Here is a 22,245-nt window from a genome sequence, read left to right as displayed (position 1 = left end):
ATGTCCGGATCCGCATCCACACCCACGTACACCGAGGTGCCCGGCGTCCGGGTGCCGATCCGCATGTGGACCGACCCTGCCTCGGTCGAGGACGTCGCGATGCAGCAACTGCGCAACGTCTCCTCGCTCCCGTGGATCAAGGGCCTCGCGGTCATGCCCGACGTCCACTTCGGCAAGGGCGCCACGGTCGGCTCCGTCATCGCCATGCGCGGCGCGGTCTGCCCGGCCGCCGTCGGCGTCGACATCGGCTGCGGGATGAGCGCCGTGAAGACCTCCCTGACGGCGGGCGACCTGCCCGGCGACCTGTCGCGGCTGCGCTCGAAGATCGAGCAGGCCATCCCGGTGGGCCGCGGCATGCACGGCGAGGCGGTCGACCCCGGCCGGCTGTACGGCCTGCCGGCGAGCGGCTGGGACGACTTCTGGGACGGCTTCGACGACCTCGCCGAGGCCGTGCGCTTCCGCCACGAGCGCGCGCTCCAGCAGATGGGCACCCTCGGTTCCGGCAACCACTTCATCGAGGTCTGCCTCGACGAGTCCGGTGCCGTCTGGCTCATGCTGCACTCCGGTTCGCGCAACATCGGCAAGGAACTCGCCGAGCACCACATCGGCGAGGCGCACAAGCTGCCCCACAACCAGGGCCTGGTCGACCGCGACCTCGCCGTCTTCATCGCGGACACCCCGCAGATGGCGGCGTACCGCCGCGACCTGTTCTGGGCGCAGGACTACGCCAAGCGCAACCGCGCGATCATGATGGCCCTGCTCCAGGAGGTCGTGCGGCGCGAGTTCCGCAAGGCGAAGGTCACCTTCGACCAGGTGATCTCCTGCCACCACAACTACGTCTCCGAGGAGAGGTACGACGGAGTCGACCTGCTGGTGACCCGCAAGGGCGCGATCAAGGCCGGCAGCGGCGACTACGGCATCATCCCCGGCTCCATGGGCACCGGTTCGTACATCGTCCGCGGCCTGGGCAACCCCGACGCCTTCAACTCCGCCTCGCACGGCGCGGGCCGCCGGATGAGCCGCAACGCGGCGAAGAAGCGGTTCTCCACGCGGGACCTGGAGGAGCAGACCCGGGGAGTCGAGTGCCGGAAGGACTCGGGCGTCGTGGACGAGATCCCGGGCGCCTACAAGTCCATCGACAAGGTGATCGAGCAGCAGCGGGACCTGGTCGAGGTCGTGGCGAAGCTCAAGCAGGTCGTCTGCGTCAAGGGATGACGTGCCCTCCCCGGGCCGGCGCCGCCGGCCCGGGGAGGGGCGCGCCGGTCAGTTCTCGCGGTGGACGCGGTGCTGGGCGGCCTGGGCGCGGGGGCGGACGACCATGAGGTCCACGTTCACGTGGGCGGGGCGCGTGACGGCCCAGGTGACGGCGTCGGCGATGTCGTCGGAGGTGAGCGGTTCCGCGACGCCCGCGTAGACCGCGGCGGCCTTCTCCTCGTCGCCGTGGAAGCGCGTGACGGCGAAGCCCTCCGACTTGACCATGCCGGGCGCGATCTCGACGACCCGGACGGGTTGGCCGAGCAGTTCCAGGCGCAGGGTGCCGGCGAGGGCGTGCGTGCCGTGCTTGGCGGCCACGTAGCCGCCGCCGCCCTCGTAGGGGGTGAGGCCCGCGGTGGAGGACAGGATCACCACGGTGCCGTCGCCGGAGGCGATGAGCTTCGGGAGCAGCGCCTGCACCGTGTGGAGCACGCCCAGCACGTTGACCTCGTACATCGTCCGCCACTCCGCCGGATCGGCGGTCGCGACGGGATCGGCGCCGAGCGCCCCTCCGGCGTTGGCGAAGAGCACGTCGCAGCGGTCGAGGGAGCCGGCGAGCGCGTCGACCGCGGCGCGGTCGGTGACGTCGAGGGGGACGGCCTCGGCCGAGTGGCCGGCGGCGGTGAGCTCCTTGGCGAGCGCGTCGAGCCGCTCGGCGCGGCGGGCGGTGAGGACGACGTGATAGCCGGCTTCGGCGAGCCGGCGGGCGGTGGCGGCGCCGATGCCGCTGCTCGCTCCGGTGACGACTGCGGTACGGGGGCTCATGTCGCGCTGCCTTTCGCTTCGCCGGTACGCGGCTGCTGGGCCCGGCCTGGCCTGGCCGGGCTGTGACTGCAGCATAGGCGCGGTGGCGGTGAGGTCCCCCACGGTGGTGGGCCGGTCGAACCACCGGCGTCCGTGTGCCCGTGTCGAGGGCGTGCCGCGCGTGGTGGTGCCGGTCCGCCGGTCCGCGGCGGCCGACCTGGCCCTCCCGCAGTGGCAGAGCCGGGAACGGGGTGCCGGCCGGGCGATGGGAGCCGGCGAGGGCACGGCAGGCGATCCTCGCAGCGCAGCGGCGGGAGGAGGCTCACGGGCGTTCGGCCTCGTAGGTGGCGGGCAGGAAGCCCGTGGGCGCCGTCGCGGAGCATTGCGGCGGGCTTCCGGCTGAGGTCGGCGGCGTTCCGGCCGCCGGCGCGGCAGACGGCTGCCGACGTTCGTCGGTGTGCCGGCGGAGGGAGCCGGCGGTTCGCCGTGCATGCCGCTGCCGCGGCGGGTGACGTCACGGACCTCGTCACGTTCCCACGGGGGCGGTGTCAGGCTGTCGGCTGCCCCGAATCCGCCCCCGGGCGTACGTACCGATTCCCGCCCCCCGCGATGCCGCGCGCGGCGCGCGGCGCCTGGACCGCGCCGGCCCCGCGCCCCTGAGGGGAAAGAGGGGTCAGGCGCTCTGGTCGCCGGTGGCGGAGGTCGCCGCCTTGCCGAGGCCGGCCAGGGCGTCCTTGGCCGCGGTGAGCGCGCCGTCGCGCACCTCGGAGACGCCGGGCGCCTTCTTGGACTCGAAGTCGCTGCCGTTGTAGGTGACGGTGACCACGGCGTTCCCCTTGCGGAAGACCACGACGGCCTCGCGCGTCTGCTGTCCGTCCTCGGTGGTCACCTGGACCCCCACGGACGCCTCGTCGCCGATCCCCGCCGCGGTGTTCGTCTTCTTGGCCCGGTCGTACGAGGCCTGCGCCGCCTTCTCCGCGCTTTGCCCGTTGCCGCCCGCGGCGACCTCGAAGGTCACGTCCAGCCAGCGGTAGTCGAAGCCCTTGAGCGCGTTCCAGGAGCAGCCCGTGCGGTGCGAGGGGTCGGTGAGGGAGAGCGGCTTGCCCGCCGTCTTGGCCTCCGGCACCAGCTTCTTGATCGTGGCCGTCTTCATCGCCGTGCAGGGCGCGGGCGGTTTGGTGTACGTGACCGACGGGGCGTCCGAGCTGCCGGGCGCGTCCGGTTTGCTCGAGGAGCCGGAGCCGCCGGACGGCGCCGTTGCCCCCGCAGGAGAGCCGCCGGCCGACGGGGCCGCGGCGTCGTCGTGCTGGGACGAGGAGGCCATCGTCCAGCCGACGATGGCGAGTACGGCGGTGGGCAGCAGACGAGCCGCGAGAGTGAGGGGCAGGGGCGCCACAGCGGTCTTCTCTTCGTCGGTCCTGTGAAACAGCGGGAAACCAGCGGGGAGGGAACGGAGGGAGTGGGGCGGAAAGGGGCGTACGGGGCCCGTGCGGCCTGAGCGTACGACGTGTAGATGAGATTGCCATACGAAAGTAGTCCGGGAACAGAGCAAGTGCGTAGGGCTTGTGCCACCCGGCGTGACGGGTGTAGCCGCGCGCCCCCGTGGGTGGGCGCCTCCCGGCACGGTTCGGAACGGTTCCGCACGATTCCGCCGCGCCCGCGGGCACGCCACCTCAACTCCCCCGCGGGAAAGGCCTCGACGCCGCGCGCGCCCTACTCCGCCGCCTGCACCACGTGCCGCAGCAGGAGGGCGGTGGTGACCGGGCCGACGCCGCCGGGCACCGGCGTGAGGGCGCCGGCGTGCGGGGTGACCGAGGCGGCGTCCACGTCGCCGACGAGGCCGCCCTCGGGAGTCGGATTGGTGCCGACGTCGACCACGACGGCGCCGGGACGCACGTGTCCGGCCGCGATCAGCCCGGGACGGCCGGCCGCGGCGACGACGACGTCCGCGCCGGCGGTGACGGCGGGCAGGTCGGGGGTGCGCGAATGGCAGACGGTCACCGTGGCGTCGCGGTCGAGCAGCAGGAGCGCCGCCGGCTTGCCGACCACCGTGGAGCGGCCGACGACGGCGACGTGCCGGCCGGCGAGCTCGATCCCGTGGTGCTCCAGGAGCGCGACGACCGCCTCCGCCGTGGCCGGGGCGAACGCCGGCAGCCGCGCGGCGAGCCGGCCGAGGCTCACCGGGTTGGCGCCGTCGACGTCCTTGCCGGGCGCGATGGCCGACGCCAGGTCCTCCAGCGCGGCGCCCGCCGGCAGCGGGGTCTGCAGGATGACGCCGTGGACGGCCTCGTCCTCGCTGAGCCGCGCGAGTTCGGCGCGCAGGGCGGCGGCGGACGCGTCGGGGCCGAGGTCGCGGATGTCGCACGCGATGCCGGACTTGGCGGCGGCGCGCGCGATGGAGCGCACGTACCAGGCGCTGGACTCGTCGGCGGTCGCGACGACGACCGCGAGCCGGGGCGGCCGGCCCGCCTCCGTCAGCGCGGTGGCGCGCGCGGTGGTCTCCTCCCGGAGCGCGGCGGCGAGTTCCCTGCCGGACAGGACACGTGCGGGGCTCACTTGGCGATCTCCTGGCGTACGGCATCGGTGACGCGGTCGGCACGCTCCATCAGCGCGCCGACGGCGTCGGCGGTCGCGGAGAACCCGGCGCGGGCGGCCTCGTCCTTGATGCCGCCGAGGTTGATCTCGATGTTGACGCGCGCGGTGCCGGCCGCGGCGCGGGCCGCCTCGGTGGCGGCGGCGACGTCGGAGAGGACGTTGCGGTTGCCGATCGGCAGCAGTTCCCCGGCGAGCGCGATCACGCCCTCGGCGATGCCGACGACCTCGGCCGGCGGACGCGCCGCGCCTTGCAGGGCGGCGGCGATGGCGGCCGAACGCGCCGCCTTCTCCTCGTCGGTGTCCTTGGGCAGCCGGTAGGCGTCGGTGACGGCGGTGAAGGCGGCGGCGTCCTCGGCGGCCAGGCGCAGGGCGGTCTCGCGCAGTGCGTCGGCGGCCGCGGTGATCCGCTCGACGGCGGCGGCGTGTCCGGCGTACCGCTCACCCGTGGTGTAGCGGGCGACCATCGCCACGAGGGCGGCGCCCTGGGCCGCGTGCAGCGCCGCCGAGGCGCCTCCGCCCGGCGCCGGCACCCGCGCGGACAACTGCTCCAGGAATTCACCGATCGTCTGGTCGCGCATGCCCGCGATCCTTTCACGGTGCCGGACCCGGGACAGGTGTGGGAGCGCTCTCATACGATGCGGGTCATGCGGAGCCTCACCAAGCGCGCCCTGACCCCCGATCAGCTCTCCTCCCTGCTGCGCGCGTCGGCGGGGTTCGGCTGCCGCGTCGAGGCCGAGCTGACGGACGGCTGGTTCAACGCCGCGTACCGCGTGCTGCTCGATGACGGACGCCCCGCCGTGCTGAAGATCGCGCCACCGCCGGAGGCCGTCGTGCTGCGCTACGAGCGCGGCATCATGGCGACGGAGATCATGGTGCACCGCCGCGCCGCCGCCCTCGACGGCGTTCCGCTGCCGGAACTGCTCCACGCGGCACCGGAGTTCATGGCCCTGTCCGTCCTGCCCGGCACGCCGTGGGACAAGGCCGCCGACCGCCTCCCACCCGAACGGCAGGCCGCGCTGCGCCGCGAACTCGGCCGGATCGTGGCACGGCTGCACACCCTGACCTCGCAGGACGGCCGCTACGGCTACCCCGCCCCCGAGGCAGGGCTGTCGGCGGCGGACTGGCCGGCCGCCTTCGGCGCGATGGTCGAGGCGATGCTGGAGGAGGCCGAACGGTGGCACTCCCCCCTCGGGGTGTCACCGGAGGAGATACGGGAGTTGGTCGCGGCCGGCCGGTCCGTGCTCGCGCGGGTCGACCGGCCGCGCCTGGTCCACTTCGACCTGTGGCCCGGCAATGTCTTCGTCTCCGACGACGGCACCGCCGTCACCGGCCTCATCGACCACGAACGCGCCTTCTTCGGAGACCCGGCCGCCGAACTGGTCTCCCTCGGCTTCGGCGGCGACACCGGCCCGGACAGCGACCTGGTCACCGGCTACCGCGAGGCCGGAGGGCAGCTGGACTTCGGGCCCGCCATGCGGCACCGGCTGGCGCTCTACCGCCTCTACCTCGGCCTGATCCTCGTCGTCGAGTGCGGCCCGCGCGGCTACGGCGGCGACCACATCGAGACCTGCCGCGCTGCCCTCGGGCGCTGGACGGACGAGGCCAGGGCCGCCGCGTCCGGCGGCTGAGGCCGCCGCCCGTGCTCTCCGGTCAGCCGGCGGTGGTGCCCGGCTGCACGACCATGTTCCGGCCGCCCAGCGGGCCGACCCGTCCGGCGTGGTCCGTCTGGTGCGGCTGGTGCGGCTGGTGTGCCGCCGGCGCCGCGCCGGTGCTCGTTCCCGTGCCCGTGCCCGTCACGACGGGCGGCGCCGCGTGAGCCCCCGACGAGTGCTGCGCCGTGCCCGGGGTGATCGCCATCGGCGCCGCGCCGGACGGCACGGCGGCGGCCGGTGCCGCGACGGCGCGGGTGGCGTCGGCCTTGGGCTGCTCGTCCTTCTCCGGCGCGTGCGTCACCCCGAACCGGGTCCGCAGATGGTGCCCGGCCGCCTCGTCCAGACTCACCGGACGCTGCAGCCGCACCGCCAGCCGGCTCGCCTCGCGGCCCAGTGCCGCCAGGTCCTCCCAGCGGAGGTGGACGACCAGGGGCAGCTCCGCCTCGCCGTCGGGAAGCGCCTGAAGTGCCTGGAAGGAGACGTTGCTCTGACTGTTCATCGGCCGTTCCTCACCCTCGTGACGGTCTCGGGCAGCAGTTCGTGCGGCACCCGCTACGCGAGGGGATACGCAGACCGCGCCCGCGGCGTTCACCCGGCCCGCCCCCGCCGGTCGGGGCGGGGGCGGGCGCGAGGGGGGCGGCCGGGTCAGCCCGCGTTCATGAACTCGCGCGGCTCCAGGGCGCGTTCGTTGATGCGGACGTCGCCGATCCAGCCGTGCAGGAGCTGGTCGAGCTTGCCCCCGTACTCATAGCCGCCGAGCATCCAGGGCAGGCCCAGGGCGGTGAGGCCGGAGTTGCGGGTGGAGGGGTTGCGGGCGACGGGGCAGCCGTCGACGTACATGGTGGTGTGCCGTCCGTCGTTGACGACGGCGACGTGCCACCAGGTGTCCAGCGGCAGTTCGTGGCCCCAGTTGGTGACCGAGCCTTCCGTGTTCAGCGGGTAGACGCACCACTGGAGTTCGCGCCCGCCGGAGAGGCTGAGGGTCGCGATGGGCTCGTCGGGGTCGCCTGCGGTCTTGCCGGCCTCGCCGCTGAGGCCCCAGCGGCTGAGCAGGGCGGCCCAGCCGTTGCGGCCCTCGTCCCAGTTCGCGGGGAGCTTGAAGAACGCCTCGAAGGTGTAACCGGACTTGAAGGTCGCCGAGTTGAGCGGGGCGTGGTCGCCGGTGGTGAGGTGGGCGCCGCGCAGCGGGCTCTTGTCGCCGGCGAAGTACAGGCTGGCGTGGCCCGGCTGGTCGGGGTGGTGCTCGGCGGACCAGGTGAGCGCGGTCGCCGGGTCGGACCCGGGGGCGACGGCCTTGGTGAGGTCGTTGCCGCGGCCGGTCAGGTCGCGGACCCGGTCGGTGTCGTGGGAGGCGTCGAAGCGCCAGTACGCGACGGTGCCGGGGATCAGCATCCGGGCGGCCGGGCGGGACGGGCGCGCCGGGACCGGGGCGAAGCCCGCGAAGCGCTCGGCGAAGTCGATGTCGACGGCGAAGCGGTCCTGCGGGCCGGTCAGCTCGACCTCCTCGCGCTCCAGCGTGTTCAGGCCCTCGCCGGCGCGGCCGAGGATCCAGGGGGAGACCGTCTCGACGTCGATGGTGTTGCGGGCCAGGTCGAAGCGGTAGAGCCGGATCATCGCGGCGCCGCCGTAGTAGCGGTTCTGGTAGTTCGTGATGTGCAGGTGGGTGGCGTTTCCGGCCGCGTTGGTGCGGGTGGTGCGGGCGGGCGGCCAGTAGTGCCCGTTCAGGGTGAGGAAGATCTGGTCGTTGCCGTCGATCAGCTCGTCCCACAGCTCCTGGCCGTGGCCGGAGAGCTGGGCCTCGTCGCCGTAGGCGTTCGCGTACACGATCTCGTGGGTGGTGAGGATCACCGGTGTGCCGGGGTGCCGGGCGATGGTGTCCTTGGCCCAGGCGATGCCGCCCGGTGAGGGCCGCCAGTCCAGGGAGAGCACCATCCACTCGCGGCCGGCCGCGCGGAACAGGTGGTAGTGGTTGTAGCCGTCCGGGCTGGAGCCGCCGAAGGTGGGCGCGTGGCGATAGCGGTCCGGGCCGAAGACGTCCAGGTAGGGGGTGTCGCCCCGCTGGTCGTCGGTGGAGGAGTTGATGTCGTGGTTGCCCGCGACGACGCTGTAGGGCACGCCCTTGCGGTCCAGGATGCGGAACGCGTCGTCGACCGCGGCGAATTCCCCGGCCTGACCGTTCTGCGTGACGTCACCCAGATGCGCCATGAAGACGATGTTCTCGCCCTTGCCGTGGTCCAGTAGGTACCGGAACGACGCCTCGACGGGGGCCGGGTGGATGCTCGCGCCGTCGAAGAGGTACTGCGTGTCCGGCATCACGACCAGCGTGAACCGCGAGTCGTCGGTGTCGGGGCGCCAGGAGCCGCCGTGGCTCGCGGTCTCGGCGGCCGACGCCGCCGGTGCGGCCGCGGCCAGCCCCGCGACGGCGGCGCCCGCCAGCCCCGCGCCGACCAGCACGGAACGGCGGCTCGCGCCGAGCTGAGGTCCATCCGGTCTGTGGTGTGTGTCGCACATGGTGATCCCGCTTCTCGGCCGATAGGGCAGCGTCGGTCGGACGCTACGGGCGGCGTGCGGGCCCCGGCCCAACCGCCGGAGAAGGAAGGGTGAACGGCGTCAGGACCGTCGTGTCACCTGCGGAAAGGAGGCGTCGACGGCCTTCGGCCGCCCCGCCGGGCCCCCGCCCGGTGCGGGGGAACGGCTGTGAGACCAGCCACTCGGCCCCCTTTTCGGCGGGCCGCGTGGATGAACCACGGGTAAACTCCTTGTTCGCTCTTTGTGACGCCAGGTGAAAGGGCCCGTCGTCGTCCAGATCGGACGCCAGGTGAACGGGGATGTGCCGGGCGTACGTCGGCCGCGGGAAGAAGCCCGCGGCGCCGGGACAGTGTCGTCCCCGGCCGGCCGGGACGCCGATCACGGGTCCCCCGGCACCGCAGTGGCCTCAAGCTTTTGGAGGATTTGACATGCGTCCGTCTCTGGCCGTGAGCGACCGGCACCAGGTGTTCCGCGCGTCCGAAGGCGCGCCACCGTCGGCCGGGTCGCCCGAGCCGGGGAGCCCCGCGTGACGCTCGTCGACTCGCCGCTCCCCTTGCTGGACGCCGCCCTCGCCGGAGTCGCCACGGCTCCGGACGAACCCGTCCCGGCGCTCTTCCACGCCGGTGACGCCGCTCCGGAGCGCACCCTGCTCGACATCCTGGCCGCCACGGCCCGCGCGTACCCCGCCGCGGCCGCCGTCGACGACGGCACCACCGCGCTGAGCTACCGCGCGCTGGCCGCCGAGACCGAGCGGCTGCGCCGCCGCCTGGCCGACGCCGGGATCGGCGCCGGCGACCGGGTGGGCGTGCGCGTCCCCTCGGGCACCGTCGACCTGTACGTGTCGATCCTCGCCGTCCTGGCCGCCGGCGCCGCCTATGTGCCGGTCGACGCGGAGGACCCCGACGAGCGCGCCGAGCTGGTCTTCTCCGAGGCCGGCGTCTGCGCCGTGATCGGCGAGCACCGCGCGATCACCCCGCACGCCGCGCCCCGCGGCGAGCCGGGGCGCCGCCCCGGGCCGGGCGACGACGCGTGGATCATCTTCACCTCCGGTTCCACCGGCAAGCCCAAGGGCGTCGCCGTCACGCACCGCTCCGCCGCCGCCTTCGTCGACGCCGAGGCCCGGCTCTTCCTCACGGAGGAGCCCCTGGGGCCCGGCGACCGCGTGCTGGCCGGCCTGTCGGTGGCCTTCGACGCCTCTTGCGAGGAGATGTGGCTGGCCTGGCGGCACGGCGCCTGCCTGGTGCCCGCGCCGCGCTCCCTGGTCCGCACCGGGCTGGACCTCGGCCCGTGGCTGGTCGAGCAGGGCATCACCGTGGTCTCCACCGTCCCGACGCTGGCCGCCCTGTGGCCCATCGAGGCCCTGGACGACGTACGTCTGCTGATCTTCGGCGGCGAGGCCTGCCCGCCCGAGCTCGCCGAGCGCATGGCGGTCGAGGGCCGCGAGGTGTGGAACACGTACGGCCCCACCGAGGCCACCGTCGTCGCCTGCGCCGCCCAGCTCACCGGCGAGGGACCGGTCCGCATCGGGCTTCCCCTGGACGGCTGGGAACTGGCCGTCGTGGACACGGCCGGCGTGCCGCTGCCCATGGGCGCCACCGGCGAGCTGGTCATCGGCGGCGTCGGCCTGGCCCGTTACCTGGACGCGGCCAAGGACGCGGAGAAATACGCACCGCTGCCCTCGCTCGGCTGGGAGCGCGCCTACCGCAGCGGCGACCTGGTCCGTGCCGAGCCCGAGGGCCTGTTGTTCATGGGCCGCGCCGACGAGCAGATCAAGCTCGGCGGCCGCCGCATCGAGCTCGGCGAGATCGACGCCGCGCTGCAGGCGCTGCCCGAGGTCGCGGGCGCCGCGGCCGCCGTCCGCACCACCAGGGCCGGCAACCAGATCCTCGTCGGCTACGTCGCCGGCACCGACGCCTTCGACCAGGCCGACGCGCTCAGCCGGCTGCGCGAGGCGCTGCCCGCCGCCCTCGTCCCGCTGATCGCCGTCGTCGACACGCTGCCCACCCGCACCTCCGGCAAGGTCGACCGCGACGCGCTGCCCTGGCCGCTGCCCGCACTCGACGCCGCGGGGGCGCTGCCCGGCGACCTGACGGAGACCGAGACCTGGCTCGCCGAACAGTGGGGCGAGATCCTCGGCGCGCCCGCCACCTCCGCCGACGCCGACTTCTTCGCGCTCGGCGGCGGCAGTCTGACCGCCGCCCGCCTGGTCTCGCAGCTGCGCACCCGCTTCCCCAGCGCCTCGGTCAGCGAGATCTACCAGCACCCCACGCTCGCGGGCCTCGCCGCGCGGCTGGACGAGGCCGACGCCCGCCGCACCGCCGCCCGCACCATCGCGCCGGTCCCGCGGCGCGCGGCCGCCGCGCAGCTCGCGCTGATGCTGCCGCTGCTCACCCTGGCCGGGCTGCGCTGGGGCGTGGTGGCCGCCGCCCTCGGCAATGTGCTGGTCCTGCTCGGCGCCTCCACCGGCGCGCCCGCCGTGTCGTGGTGGTGGATCGCGGCCGGCTGGGCGCTGCTCATCAGCCCGGCGGGCCGCCTGGCGATCTCCGCGGGCGGCGCCCGGCTGCTGCTGCGCGGGGTGCGCCCGGGGACGTACCCCCGCGGCGGCGGTGTGCACCTGCGGCTGTGGGCCGCGGAACGCCTCGCCCACTTCAGCGGCGCCACCCAGCTCACCGGCGCCTGGCTGACCCACTACGCGCGGGCCCTGGGCGCGCGCGTCGGCGACGGCGCCGACCTGCACTCCCTGCCGCCGCTGACCGGCATGCTCAAGCTCGGCCGCGGCAGCGCCGTCGAGCCCGAGGTGGACCTCGCAGGCCACTGGCTGGACGGCGACCTGCTGCGCGTCGGCAAGATCCGGATCGGCGCCGGGGCCACCGTCGGCTCGCGCACCACGCTCTTCCCCGGGGCCCGCGTCGGCAAGCGCGCCGAGATCGCGCCGGGCTCCGGAGTGAAGGGCGCCGTTCCCGCCGGGGAGCGCTGGGCGGGCGTGCCCGCCGCCCGTACCGGCAAGGCGTCCCACCGCTGGCCCGACACCCGGCCGCCGCGCAAGCGGCGCTGGGCGCTCGCCTACGAGATGGCGTCCTTCGCGCTCGGCCTGCTGCCGACGGTGGCCTCGGTCCCCGCGGTGCTCGTCCTCGCCGCCTTCCTGCGCGGCGCCGGGCACGCCTCGCTGGGCGCCGCGCTCGCCGCCGTCCCGCTCGCCACGCTCGCCTGGCTGCTGACGTACGCGCTGCTGGTGCTGGCAGGCGTGCGGCTGCTCGGCCGCGGGCTGCGCGAGGGGCACCACCCCGTGCACGGCCGCGTCGCCTGGCAGGCATGGGCGACGGAACGCCTCATGGACATGGCCCGCGCACACCTGTTCCCGTTCTACGCGAGCCTGTTCACGCCCGTGTGGCTGCGGGCGCTCGGTATGAAGATCGGCCGACGCGTCGAGGCCTCGACCGTGCTCGCGCTGCCCTCGATGACCACGGTCGGCGACGGCGCCTTCCTTGCCGACGACACCATGGTCGGCGCTTACGAGCTGGGCGGCGGCTGGATGCGCATCGCCGGGGCCCGGATCGGCAAGCGGGCCTTCCTCGGCAACTCCGGCATGACCGCCCCCGGCCGCTCGGTGCCCAAGAACGGGCTGGTCGGCGTGCTCTCGTCGACCCCCAAGGGCTTCAAGGCGGGCAGCTCCTACCTCGGCATGCCGCCGATGAAGCTGCCGCGCACCCCCGAGGCCGCCGACCAGAGCCGCACCTTCGCGCCGCCCCGGCACCTGGTGCTGGCCCGCGGGGTCGTCGAGCTGTGCCGGATCGTCCCGATGATGTGCGCGGCCGCGCTGGCGGTGCTGCTGCTGGCCGGGTACGCGGCGCTGGCGAGCCGGTTCGGTGCCGTGGTGGCGCTGCTCTGCGGAGGGCTGCTGCTCGCCGCCGCCGGCGCCGTGGCCTGCGTGGTGGCCATCGAGGCGAAGTGGCTGCTGGTCGGGCGCTTCCGGGCGGTCGAGCGGCCGCTGTGGAGCTCCTTCGTCTGGCGCAACGAACTGGCCGACACCTTCGTCGAGGTGCTGGCCGTGCCGTGGGCGGTCGGCGCGCTCGGCGGCACCCCGCTGATGAGCCTGTGGCTGAGGACGATGGGGGCCAGGATCGGGCGGGGCGTATGGTGCGAGACGTACTGGCTGCCGGAAGCCGACCTGGTCAGGGTCGGGGACGGCGCCACCGTCAACCGCGGCTGTGTCGTGCAGACGCACCTGTTCCACGATCGGATCATGCGCATGGACGAGGTCGTCCTGGAGCCGGGCGCCACGCTCGGCCCGCACGGCATCGTGCTCCCCGGGGCGACCGTCGGCGCGCGGACCACGATCGGCCCGGCCTCGCTGGTCATGCGCGGGGAGAGCGTTCCCGAAGGCACCCGGTGGCTGGGCAACCCGATCTCCGCCTGGCACACAGAGGGGGCCCGCAGAGGGTGAGCACCGGCAAGCGCGTACGTGGCGGGGAGGGCATCCCCGCCACGCCGGGGGCGGACGTGTCCGCCGACTCCTACTTTCCCGAGCACGGCAACGGCGGTTACCAGGTCGCCCACTACGACCTGGAGCTCGACTACCGCCCGGCGGCCAACCGGCTGACGGGCCGCGCGCGCATCTCGGCGGTCGCCACCCGCGCGCTGTCCGGGCTGAGCCTCGACCTCGGCCCGTTCCGGCTTGACCGGGTCCTCGTCGACGGCCGCCCGTGCCGCTACACCCACCGCGCGGGCAAGCTGCGGATCAAGCCGCTCAAGACGCTGCCCGCCGGGCCGTTCGAGATCGAGGTCCGCTACGTCGGCAACCCCAAGCCGGTGCGCACCCGCGACTGGGGCGACCTCGGCTGGGAGCAGCTGGAGGACGGCGCCCTCGTCGCCAGCCAGCCGATCGGCGCGCCCTCCTGGTTCCCCTGCAACGACCATCTCGGCGACAAGGCCAGCTACCGGATCACCGTGGCGGCGCCGTCGGCGTACGCGGTCGTGGCCAACGGCAGCCTGGAGTCGTACCGGGTCGGCGCCTCGACCACGACCTGGGTGTACGAGCAGGCCGAGCCGATGCCGACGTACCTCGCGACCGTCCAGATCGGCGCGTACGAGCTGATCGACCACATCGGCGGCGACATACCCCAGCCCGCCGCCGTCCCCGCCGCGCTCGTGGCGGACTTCGGCCACGACTTCGGCCGGCAGCCGGAGATGATGAGGGCCTTCACCGGGCTGTTCGGCCCCTACCCGTTCGCCGAGTACGCGGTCGTGGTGGTCGACGAGGAACTCGACGTCCCCGTCGAGGCGCAGGCGCTGTCCATCTTCGGCCGCAACCACGTCGACGGCCGGCGCGGCTACGAGCGCCTGGTCGCCCACGAGCTCGCCCACCAGTGGTTCGGCAACAGCGTCAGCATCGCCGACTGGCGGCACATCTGGCTCAACGAGGGCTTCGCCGCCTATGCCGAATGGCTCTGGTCGGAGGTCTCCGGCGGCATGCCCGCCGGCCGCCACGCCGACCGCGCGCACGCCCGGCTGGCCTCCCTGGCACAGGATCTGCGGCTCTCCGACCCCGGCGTACGGCGCATGTTCGACGACCGCGTCTACAAGCGCGGCGCGCTCACCCTGCACGCGCTGCGCACCACCATGGGCGACGCCGCCTTCTTCGCGCTGGCACAGGCCTGGACCCGGACGCACCGTCATGGCAGCGTGACCACAGACCAGTTCATCGCACTGGCCCACCGGCACAGCGACCAGCCCCTGGACGCGCTGGTGTTCCAACCGTGGCTGCACGGTACGCGGCTGCCACGCCTGCCGAGCGGGGAAGCATGACCGAAGCGGAAGGGCACGACAACGGTGTCGTCCTCTACTGGCGGCCCGGCTGCCCCTACTGCATGAGGCTGCGGCTCTACTTGTTCGTGACGCGGCTGCGCCACACCAAGGTCAACATCTGGCGGGACCCGGACGGCGCGGCCTTCGTCCGCTCCGTCGCCGACGGCAACGAGACCGTGCCCACCGTGACCGTCGCCGGCCGTGCCATGGTCAATCCCTCCCGGCGCCAACTGCGCGACGCCGTACGGACGCACGCCCCGCACCTGCCGTGGAGCGGCTGACCCCGCGGCTGTGTCTGCGGGCGTCCGCGGCACGTGCGAACTCGCGGGCTGGGCGGCGCTGACGATGCCGGCCTTCCTGCCCGAGATCCTGCCCGCGTGGAGTTCGGCCGAAGTCTCGGACGGGCTCACTGGGGCCGCTGCTACGCGACCGAAGCCGCCCGCTCGGCAGTGGAGTTCGCCTTCACCGAGGCCGGGCTCGACCGGCTCGTGAGCATCTGCCACGTCGACCACCACGCCTCCGCCCGCGTGATGGCCAAGGGCGGCTGCGCATCGGCCGGGGAACTGCCATAGGGTTCGGCGCGGACCGGCTCGTTCGGTCAGTTGCCGTACAGCGCAGTTCAGTTCGGGTCAGTTCAGTTCATGTCATGTCAGATCAGGTCACAGTCAGGCAGCCGTCCGACAGGCACGTGCAGGGGAGCACAGCGTGAGTCTCATCAAGAAGGCATTCGAAGTCATCGAGAAGGGCTTTGACGCGGGCGGTGACGCCATCCACGACTTCACCGTCAACCGCCGCACGGCCGAGCTCTTCCTGAAGCTGGGCGTCGCGGTCTACGCCGAGCAGCGCCTTGGCGGCTCGCACGAGCCGGTGGAGCGGATGTTCGAGGCCCTGGAGGGCCACGTCGCCGAGAACGGAGAGGTGGAGCTCGACCACCTCAAGGAGGCCCACGAGGTCCTGGGCGACGCGTTCGTGGCCAAGCACACCGCGGAGATCGAGGCGGAGGAGGCCGCCGAGGCCAAGGCCGTCGAGGAGGCCGCGGCTGCTGCCGCTGCCGCCGCTGCCGCCGCTGCGGCCGCCGCCGCGCCCGTGGTGGCTCCCGCGGCCCCCGTCGCGGCCCCCGCGGTTCCGGCCGAGGCCCCCGCAGCCGTCGCCGCTCCTGCCGCCCCCGCGGCCCCCGTCGAGGAGCCCGCGCCGGTCGCCGCGGCCCCTGCCGCTCCCGCGGTTCCGGCCGAGGCGCCCGCTCCGGCCCCGGCCGCCCCGGCTGAGTCCACCCCCGCAGGCTGACCCACGCGCGAAGGCCCGGCGAACGTCGTAGTGACGCGCCGGGCCTTTCGCGTGTGCGGGCCGGATCAGGGCCAGACGAGGCAGTACAGCTGGTGCCCGCTCTCGTGGCAGCGCTGGGCGAAGTCCTGCCACTCGTGGAGCATCTTGTAGATCATGAAGGCGTCCCGCGGACCGCGCCGGTCGGGGACGGTGGACCAGATGAACGCGGCGGCGCCGAGCGCCTCCTCGTCGGCCTTGCGGAGCGGCTCGACGACGGAGATGGGCAGCTTGACGACGGCGTAGTCGGGGTGCAGGACGACCAGTTCCAGCGGCGGGACCTTGGCCGGGGGTATGCCCTCGATACCAGTGAGCACCATGGCGGCCATGGTCTCCGGCTTGACCTTGGTGTACATGCCCTGGCCCAGTTCGTCGCCGCCGAGCTCCTCCGGACGCATGGAGATGGGGACCCGCGCGGCCGTGGCACCGTCGGGTGCGCCGAAGTACTTGTAGGTCACCCCCACTCGGCCACCCCTGCTCCCGCGTTTCTCAACGGCCTTGTCGCGCTCTGTTGACGGCCGGCGTCGCCGGCCGGTGGTACGGGCGTGCTCGGGATCGGGGTCGTCGCCCCCGCCGTCCAGATCGCCACCGCGTTCGCCACCGCGCTGCATTCCACTACCCGACCATCCGCAGACCCAACCGCGCAACCCGATCATCGTGTCAGATGCACGGTCGATACCTCATCGCGCAACGCCCGGCATTTGAGAACATGTGCTTGTGAGCTATCCGTACGCCTACGACGCGCCAGTTTCTCAGACCTTGTTCGATCGAGCAGCCGCCGTGACCCCAGGTGGGGTGAACAGCCCGGTTCGCGCGTTTCGCGCCGTGGGCGGTACGCCCCGTTTCATGGTGTCCGGTACCGGTCCGTATCTCACGGACGCGGATGGCCGCGAATATGTGGACCTCGTGTGCTCGTGGGGACCGATGATTCTCGGCCACGCGCACCCCGAGGTGATCGCCGCCGTGCAGGCCGCGGTCGCCCGTGGCACCTCCTTCGGCACCCCCGGTGAGGGCGAGGTGGTGCTCGCAGAGGAGATCGTGGCGCGGGTGGCGCCCGTCGAGCAGGTGCGGCTGGTGTCGTCCGGCACCGAGGCCACCATGTCGGCGATCCGGCTGGCGCGCGGTTTCACCGGCCGGGCCAAGGTGATCAAGTTCGCGGGCTGTTACCACGGTCATGTGGACGCGCTGCTGGCCGCGGCGGGTTCCGGCGTTGCCACTTTCGGGTTGCCGGACACCCCGGGGGTGACGGGCGCCCAGGCCGGCGACACGCTGGTGCTGCCCTACAACGACCTCGGTCAGGTGCGGGCCGCGTTCGCCGCGCACCCCGGTGAGATCGCCTGCGTGATCACGGAGGCCTCGCCCGGCAACATGGGCGTCGTGCCCCCGGCGGAGGGCTTCAACCAGGGCCTCGCCGACCTGTGCCGGGAGAACGGCGCGCTCTACATCTCCGACGAGGTCATGACCGGATTCCGGGTCTCCAAGGCCGGCTGGTTCGGCATCGACGGCGTCCGTCCCGACCTGATGACCTTCGGCAAGGTCATGGGCGGCGGCTTCCCCGCCGCGGCCTTCGGCGGCCGCGCCGACGTCATGGCGCACCTGGCCCCGGCCGGCCCGGTGTACCAGGCGGGCACGCTGTCCGGGAACCCGGTGGCCACGGCCGCGGGCCTGGCGCAGCTGCGGCTGCTGGACGACGCCGCGTACGCGACGGTGGACCGGGTCGCCGGCGAGGTGTCCGGCCTGGTGAGCGAGGCGCTGGCCAAGGAGGGCGTGGCGCACAGCCTGCAGACCGCGGGAAACATGTTCTCCGTGTTCTTCACGGAGGAGCGCGTGACCGATTACGACGGCGCGAAGCGGCAGGAGTCGTTCCGCTTCACCGCCTTCTTCCACTCGATGCTGGCGCAGGGCGTCTATCTGCCGCCCTCGGCCTTCGAGTCCTGGTTTGTGTCGGCGGCGCACGACGCCGCCGCGATCGAGCGGATCGCCGCGGCCCTGCCGGCCGCCGCCCGCGCCGCCGCGGAGGCCGCAGCATGAGCGAGATCACGGTCGTCCACCTGATGCGGCACGGCGAGGTGGAGAACCCCAGCGGCGTCCTCTACGGGCGCCTGCCCGGCTACCACCTGTCCGACCTCGGCCGGAAGATGGCCGACCGGGTCGCGGAGCACCTGTCGGGTCGCGACATCACCTATGTGGTGGCCTCCCCGCTGGAGCGCGCCCAGGAGACGGCCGCGCCCATCGCCTCCGTGCTCGGCCTGGACGTCGCGCGTGACGAACGCCTCATCGAGGCGGACAACGTCTTCCAGGGCAAGACCTTCGGCGTCGGCGACGGCGCCCTGCGGCGCCCGGAGAACTGGAAGCACCTGGTGAACCCGTTCCGGCCGAGCTGGGGTGAGCCCTATGCCGACCAGGTCGTGCGGATGACGGGCGCGCTGGAGGCGGCCCGTGACGCGGCGCGCGGCCACGAGGCGGTCTGCGTCAGCCACCAGCTGCCGATCTGGACCGTGCGCAGTTTCGTGGAGCGGCGCCGGCTGTGGCACGACCCGCGCAAGCGGCAGTGCACCCTGGCCAGCCTGACCACGTTCACCTACGAGGACGACAAGATCGTCTCCGTGGGGTACAGCGAGCCCGCCCGCGATCTCGTCCCGGCCCATCTGCTGGCCGGCGCGAAGCCGGTCAAGGGCGGCAGCAAGGGCTTCGGGGCCTAGCCCCGTAGGCGGGCGGCCGGCGCCCCCCCCGGGGCCCCGGCCGCCCGCCCCCACCCCCCTTCGACGGGCCGCGCCGGCCCGTTCACCCTTCGCTCCGGTCCGCAACCGGAGCGCCGCCACCGTGGCCGAATCACTGCGCTTTCCCGGTGAATCCGTCGTGCGACGCAGGACGCCGCCCCTCCGCCATGGCACCCAGTGCGATGAGGCCGACGCACGCACGGGATTGGGGCCGGAATGCGGGAGATCAGCCGGCGCGGAGTGCTGGGTCTGGCGGCCGGGGCCGCCGTGGCGGGCCTGGCCGGATGTGGCAGAGATCACGCCGAGGGCGGTCGCCTGCCGGGCCCGCGGCCCACGGACGCCGCGCGCACGGCCCGCCCGATCGGGGACGGCTCGACCTCCGACACCGGCCCGCAGCCGCACCAGCCGGCCCCGGAGCGGCTGGAGCCGGGGCGGCGCCCCCCGCAGTTCGTGGTGTTCTCCTGGGACGGCGCCGGCGAACTCGACGACGGCCTCTTCTCCCGCTTCCGCAGGGTCGCCGCCGACCACGGCGCGAAGATGACCTTCTTCCTCTCCGGGATCTACCTGCTCCCCGAGTCCAAGAAGCACCTGTACCGGCCCCCGAACAACCCCGTCGGCGCCTCCGCCATCGGCTACCTCTCCGACGCCCATGTGCGCGCCACCCTGGAACAGGTGCGGCTGGCCTGGCTGGAGGGCCATGAGATCGGCACACACTTCAACGGCCACTTCTGCGCCGGCCCCGGCTCCGTGGGGCGCTGGACCCCGGCGGACTGGCGCAGCGAGATCGAGCAGGCGGTCTCGTTCGTGGAGACCTGGCGCACCAACACCGGCTTCGACGACCTGCCCGCCCTGCCCTTCGACTACCGCAGGGAGCTGACCGGCGGCCGCACCCCCTGCCTGCTCGGCCGGGACGGCCTGCTGCCCACCGCCGCGCGGCTCGGCTGGCGGTACGACGCGAGCGCGCCGGGCGGGCTGCAGATGTGGCCGGGCACCTTGCAGGGGATGTGGAACCTGCCGCTGCAGTCGGTGCCCTTCCCGGGGCACTCCTTCGAGGTCCTGTCGATGGACTACAACATGCTCGCCAACCAGTCGGCGAACTCCACCCGCGGCAACCCCGCCAACTACCCGGTGTGGGAGCGGCAGGCGCGGGACGCCTACCTCTCCGGCTTCCTGCGGGCGTACGAGACCAACCGGGCGCCGCTGTTCATCGGCAACCACTTCGAGCGGTGGAACGGCGGCATCTACATGGACGCCGTCGAGGACGCGCTTCGGCGGATCGCCGCGCACGACGACGTACGCCTGGTGTCCTTCCGGCAGTTCGTGGACTGGCTGGACGTCCAGGACCCGGCGGTGCTGGCGAAGCTGCGCACGCTCGGGCCGGGCCGGCCGCCGCCCGGCGGTTGGCGGCGGTTCCTGGCGCAGGAACGTTCCTCCGCACGGGACGGGGGGTCCGTTTCGTCCGATCCGGTCGGGGAAGGCGACCCGCGGGACGGGACGCAGCCGTCTCCGGGGGCCGCCCCGGCCCTCCCCTGAACCACCCGCGAACGGTTCCCGATTGACGACCGGACACCGAAGACCGAAAGGCATCCCATGAGCGCACCGCTGCAGGGCAGGAAGATCGCCTTCCTCGTCGCCGCCGAGGGCGTCGAGCAGATCGAACTGACCAGCCCGTGGCGGGCCGTGCGGGAGGCCGGCGGCACCCCGCGGCTCGTCTCCGGCGTGCACGGCACCGTCCAGGCCTTCGACCACCTGGACAAGGCCGGCACCTTCCCCGTGGACGACACGCTCGAAGAGGTGGCCTCGGTGGACTTCGACGGCCTCGTGCTCCCCGGCGGGGTCGCCAACCCCGACTCCCTGCGCCTGGACCCCGACGCCGTCCGCTTCGCCAAGGACTTCTTCGACGAGGGGCGTCCGGTCGCCGCGATCTGCCACGCGCCCTGGCTGCTGATCGAGGCGGGCGCGGTCCGCGGACGCACCCTCACCTCCTGGCCCAGCCTGTGCACCGACATCACCAACGCGGGCGGCACCTGGCTCGACCAGGAGGTCGTGGTGGACGCCGCCGGCTCCAACGTCCTGGTGACCAGCCGCAGGCCCGACGACCTCAAGGCCTTCGAGGCGGCGTTCGTCGCGGCGTTCGCCGAACACACGCCGGGCCGTGATTAGGCGCCGTTTATACGGGGCATTCGCCGCTTTCGGCAAAGGTGTCGGGGGTGCGTAAGATCGCTCGGGACCACATGCGAAACTTTTCACATGAGTCCTACGCGCGCCTCCCGTCGCCGCTTGCTCCGCGGCGCCGCGGCACTGGCCGGCGCGGCCGCGTTCGCGCTGGCCGCCACGGCCTGCTCGACCTCCACGGCCCCGCAGGGCGGTGGCGGCAAGAACTACGTCGGCGGCACCGGTGAGATCTCCACGATCGAGCAGGGCCACCGCACGGCCGCTCCCGAGCTGAGCGGCAAGACCGTCGACGGCGCGCAGCTCAGCCTCGCCGACTACAAGGGCAAGGTCGTCGTCGTCAACATCTGGGGCTCGTGGTGCCCGCCCTGCCGGGCGGAGGCGCCGCACCTGGCCGAGGTGGCGCGGCAGACGAAGTCGCAGGGCGTGGAGTTCGTCGGGATCAACACCCGTGATCTGCAGACCGCGCAGGCCAAGGCCTTCGAGAAGGAGTTCGACATCCCCTTCCCGAGCCTGTACGACCCGGCCGGCGACCTCCTGCTGCGGTTCCCCAAGGGCAGTGTCAACCCGCAGGCCATCCCCTCCACCCTGATCCTGGACCGGCAGGGGAAGATCGCGGTGCGCGCCCTGAAGGAGCTGAGCGCCGGGGAGTTGCACAAGGCGCTCGACCCGGTGGTCGCGGAGAAGTGACGTGAGCGCACTCGCCGCAGGCGACGTCAACCAGACCGTGCTCAACGGCGCCTTGCTCGCCGCCGTACCGGTCGCGCTGCTCGGGGGCCTGGTCTCCTTCTTCTCGCCCTGTGTGCTGCCGCTCGTCCCCGGCTACCTGTCGTACGTGACCGGTGTCACCGGCAGCGACCTCGCCGAAGCGCGGCGCGGGCGGATGCTCGCCGGGGCCTCGCTGTTCGTCATCGGCTTCACCGCCGTCTTCGTCTCCGGCGGCGCGCTGTTCGGCAACTTCGGCTGGACGCTGCAGGAGCACAAGGCCGTCATCACCAAGGTGCTCGGCGCGCTCACCATCGTCCTCGGACTGGCCTTCATGGGCCTGGTCGGCGGCATCACCCAGCGCGAGTTCCGCTTCCACCGCAGACCGACGATGGGGCTGGCGGGCGCGCCGCTGCTCGGCGTGCTCTTCGGTATCGGCTGGACCCCCTGCATCGGCCCGACGCTGGCCGCCGTCAACGCGCTCGCCTTCAACGAGGCCAGCGCCGGGCGCGGGGCCCTGCTCACCGCCGCCTACTGCGTCGGCCTCGGGCTGCCGTTCATAGTGGCGGCCGTCGCCTTCCGCCGCGCCCTCGGTGCCTTCGGCTGGGTCAAGCGCCACTATGTGTGGGTCATGCGGGCCGGCGGCGCGATGCTTGTCGCGGTCGGCGTCCTGCTCGTCACCGGCGTGTGGGACCACATCGTCTACCAGATGCAGATCTGGTCGACCGGCTTCACCCCAGGGATCTGAT

20 protein-coding genes are annotated in these 22,245 nt (G+C 73.5%); 13 read left to right on the top strand and 7 right to left on the bottom strand.

Translation table 11 applies throughout. From position 1 onward, the window contains the following. Complete coding sequence (locus tag ACFWVC_RS14760) at window positions 1–1,215, top strand: RtcB family protein (RefSeq protein WP_384284342.1); 1,215 nt, start codon at window positions 1–3, stop codon at window positions 1,213–1,215. 48 nt (window positions 1,216–1,263) lie between these two features. Here the strand turns inward: ACFWVC_RS14760 and ACFWVC_RS14755 are convergent, their stop codons facing one another. The 4 genes from ACFWVC_RS14755 to ACFWVC_RS14740 all read right to left on the bottom strand — a co-directional run bounded on the left by ACFWVC_RS14755 (window position 1,264) and on the right by ACFWVC_RS14740 (window position 5,171). Next, window positions 1,264–2,019: an SDR family NAD(P)-dependent oxidoreductase gene (locus ACFWVC_RS14755; RefSeq protein ID WP_384284339.1), complete on the bottom strand. Its 756-nt coding sequence runs from the start codon at window positions 2,017–2,019 to the stop codon at window positions 1,264–1,266. A gap of 652 nt (window positions 2,020–2,671) precedes the next feature. Next, the gene (locus ACFWVC_RS14750) at window positions 2,672–3,394 is read right to left on the bottom strand and encodes a hypothetical protein (RefSeq protein ID WP_384284335.1); all 723 of its coding nucleotides are present in this window, start codon (window positions 3,392–3,394) and stop codon (window positions 2,672–2,674) included. A gap of 317 nt (window positions 3,395–3,711) precedes the next feature. Then, window positions 3,712–4,554: a bifunctional 5,10-methylenetetrahydrofolate dehydrogenase/5,10-methenyltetrahydrofolate cyclohydrolase gene (locus ACFWVC_RS14745; protein ID WP_384284331.1), complete on the bottom strand. Its 843-nt coding sequence runs from the start codon at window positions 4,552–4,554 to the stop codon at window positions 3,712–3,714. Continuing rightward, window positions 4,551–5,171: a cyclodeaminase/cyclohydrolase family protein gene (locus tag ACFWVC_RS14740; RefSeq protein WP_384284329.1), complete on the bottom strand. Its 621-nt coding sequence runs from the start codon at window positions 5,169–5,171 to the stop codon at window positions 4,551–4,553. The genes ACFWVC_RS14745 and ACFWVC_RS14740 overlap by 4 nt, the downstream gene beginning before the upstream one ends. 66 nt (window positions 5,172–5,237) lie before the next feature. On the opposite strand from ACFWVC_RS14740, the gene ACFWVC_RS14735 reads away from it, so the two are divergent. Then, window positions 5,238–6,221: a phosphotransferase family protein gene (locus tag ACFWVC_RS14735; protein ID WP_384284326.1), complete on the top strand. Its 984-nt coding sequence runs from the start codon at window positions 5,238–5,240 to the stop codon at window positions 6,219–6,221. Window positions 6,222–6,243: 22 nt separating this feature from the next. On the opposite strand, the gene ACFWVC_RS14730 is transcribed toward ACFWVC_RS14735, so the two are convergent. Continuing rightward, window positions 6,244–6,744: a hypothetical protein gene (locus tag ACFWVC_RS14730; RefSeq protein WP_384284323.1), complete on the bottom strand. Its 501-nt coding sequence runs from the start codon at window positions 6,742–6,744 to the stop codon at window positions 6,244–6,246. 146 nt (window positions 6,745–6,890) lie between these two features. Further along, entirely contained in the window at window positions 6,891–8,756 is a 1,866-nt protein-coding gene (locus ACFWVC_RS14725) for a LamG-like jellyroll fold domain-containing protein (protein ID WP_384284320.1), read from the bottom strand. 544 nt (window positions 8,757–9,300) lie between these two features. Here ACFWVC_RS14725 and ACFWVC_RS14720 point away from each other — a divergent pair. The 5 genes from ACFWVC_RS14720 to ACFWVC_RS14700 all read left to right on the top strand — a co-directional run bounded on the left by ACFWVC_RS14720 (window position 9,301) and on the right by ACFWVC_RS14700 (window position 15,863). Continuing rightward, complete coding sequence (locus tag ACFWVC_RS14720) at window positions 9,301–13,218, top strand: Pls/PosA family non-ribosomal peptide synthetase (RefSeq protein WP_384284317.1); 3,918 nt, start codon at window positions 9,301–9,303, stop codon at window positions 13,216–13,218. After that, window positions 13,215–14,579, top strand: coding sequence for a M1 family metallopeptidase (locus ACFWVC_RS14715; protein WP_384284315.1), 1,365 nt, complete (start codon window positions 13,215–13,217; stop codon window positions 14,577–14,579). The genes ACFWVC_RS14720 and ACFWVC_RS14715 overlap by 4 nt, the downstream gene beginning before the upstream one ends. Continuing rightward, window positions 14,576–14,860, top strand: a complete 285-nt coding sequence (locus ACFWVC_RS14710; protein ID WP_384284313.1) for a glutaredoxin domain-containing protein — start codon at window positions 14,576–14,578, stop codon at window positions 14,858–14,860. Before ACFWVC_RS14715 ends, ACFWVC_RS14710 begins: the two co-directional genes overlap by 4 nt. Before the next feature lie 96 nt (window positions 14,861–14,956). Then, the gene (locus ACFWVC_RS14705; RefSeq protein WP_384284311.1) at window positions 14,957–15,151 is read left to right on the top strand and encodes a GNAT family N-acetyltransferase; all 195 of its coding nucleotides are present in this window, start codon (window positions 14,957–14,959) and stop codon (window positions 15,149–15,151) included. 133 nt (window positions 15,152–15,284) lie between these two features. Continuing rightward, entirely contained in the window at window positions 15,285–15,863 is a 579-nt protein-coding gene (locus ACFWVC_RS14700) for a hypothetical protein (RefSeq protein WP_384284309.1), read from the top strand. A 65-nt stretch (window positions 15,864–15,928) separates the two neighbouring features. On the opposite strand, the gene ACFWVC_RS14695 is transcribed toward ACFWVC_RS14700, so the two are convergent. Further along, window positions 15,929–16,510, bottom strand: coding sequence for a hypothetical protein (locus ACFWVC_RS14695; protein WP_384284307.1), 582 nt, complete (start codon window positions 16,508–16,510; stop codon window positions 15,929–15,931). Between the two features lie 106 nt (window positions 16,511–16,616). On the opposite strand from ACFWVC_RS14695, the gene hemL reads away from it, so the two are divergent. From hemL to ACFWVC_RS14665, 6 genes are all read left to right on the top strand, one after another. Beyond that, window positions 16,617–17,930 (top strand): glutamate-1-semialdehyde 2,1-aminomutase, encoded by a 1,314-nt coding sequence (hemL, locus tag ACFWVC_RS14690; protein WP_384284305.1) that lies wholly within the window; start codon window positions 16,617–16,619, stop codon window positions 17,928–17,930. Next, window positions 17,927–18,601, top strand: a complete 675-nt coding sequence (locus ACFWVC_RS14685) for a histidine phosphatase family protein (RefSeq protein ID WP_384284303.1) — start codon at window positions 17,927–17,929, stop codon at window positions 18,599–18,601. Before hemL ends, ACFWVC_RS14685 begins: the two co-directional genes overlap by 4 nt. Before the next feature lie 234 nt (window positions 18,602–18,835). Beyond that, the gene (locus ACFWVC_RS14680) at window positions 18,836–20,152 is read left to right on the top strand and encodes a hypothetical protein (RefSeq protein ID WP_384284301.1); all 1,317 of its coding nucleotides are present in this window, start codon (window positions 18,836–18,838) and stop codon (window positions 20,150–20,152) included. A gap of 57 nt (window positions 20,153–20,209) precedes the next feature. Continuing rightward, a complete protein-coding gene (locus ACFWVC_RS14675) occupies window positions 20,210–20,782 on the top strand; it encodes a type 1 glutamine amidotransferase domain-containing protein (RefSeq protein ID WP_384284297.1) in 573 nt (190 codons plus the stop codon). Window positions 20,783–20,869: 87 nt separating this feature from the next. Beyond that, window positions 20,870–21,481, top strand: coding sequence for a TlpA family protein disulfide reductase (locus ACFWVC_RS14670; RefSeq protein WP_384284294.1), 612 nt, complete (start codon window positions 20,870–20,872; stop codon window positions 21,479–21,481). 1 nt (window position 21,482) lies between these two features. Then, window positions 21,483–22,244 (top strand): cytochrome c biogenesis CcdA family protein, encoded by a 762-nt coding sequence (locus ACFWVC_RS14665; protein ID WP_384284292.1) that lies wholly within the window; start codon window positions 21,483–21,485, stop codon window positions 22,242–22,244. The last annotated feature ends 1 nt before the right edge of the window (window position 22,245 follow it).

Origin of the sequence: Streptomyces sp. NPDC058691 (assembly GCF_042714775.1) — a bacterium.
Lineage (GTDB): Bacteria > Actinomycetota > Actinomycetes > Streptomycetales > Streptomycetaceae > Actinacidiphila.
This window is presented reverse-complemented; position numbering and strand designations above follow the sequence as displayed.

Coding starts and splice junctions, on each gene's coding strand:
- ACFWVC_RS14740 (WP_384284329.1), bottom strand. CDS start 5,171: ATGCGCGACCAGACGATCGGTGAATTCCTGGAGCAGTTGTCCGCGCGG.
- ACFWVC_RS14685 (WP_384284303.1), top strand. CDS start 17,927: ATGAGCGAGATCACGGTCGTCCACCTGATGCGGCACGGCGAGGTGGAG.
- ACFWVC_RS14675 (WP_384284297.1), top strand. CDS start 20,210: ATGAGCGCACCGCTGCAGGGCAGGAAGATCGCCTTCCTCGTCGCCGCC.
- ACFWVC_RS14730 (WP_384284323.1), bottom strand. CDS start 6,744: ATGAACAGTCAGAGCAACGTCTCCTTCCAGGCACTTCAGGCGCTTCCC.
- ACFWVC_RS14695 (WP_384284307.1), bottom strand. CDS start 16,510: ATGCAGCGCGGTGGCGAACGCGGTGGCGATCTGGACGGCGGGGGCGAC.
- ACFWVC_RS14735 (WP_384284326.1), top strand. CDS start 5,238: ATGCGGAGCCTCACCAAGCGCGCCCTGACCCCCGATCAGCTCTCCTCC.
- ACFWVC_RS14680 (WP_384284301.1), top strand. CDS start 18,836: ATGCGGGAGATCAGCCGGCGCGGAGTGCTGGGTCTGGCGGCCGGGGCC.
- ACFWVC_RS14755 (WP_384284339.1), bottom strand. CDS start 2,019: ATGAGCCCCCGTACCGCAGTCGTCACCGGAGCGAGCAGCGGCATCGGC.
- ACFWVC_RS14725 (WP_384284320.1), bottom strand. CDS start 8,756: ATGTGCGACACACACCACAGACCGGATGGACCTCAGCTCGGCGCGAGC.
- ACFWVC_RS14760 (WP_384284342.1), top strand. CDS start 1: ATGTCCGGATCCGCATCCACACCCACGTACACCGAGGTGCCCGGCGTC.
- ACFWVC_RS14670 (WP_384284294.1), top strand. CDS start 20,870: ATGAGTCCTACGCGCGCCTCCCGTCGCCGCTTGCTCCGCGGCGCCGCG.
- ACFWVC_RS14710 (WP_384284313.1), top strand. CDS start 14,576: ATGACCGAAGCGGAAGGGCACGACAACGGTGTCGTCCTCTACTGGCGG.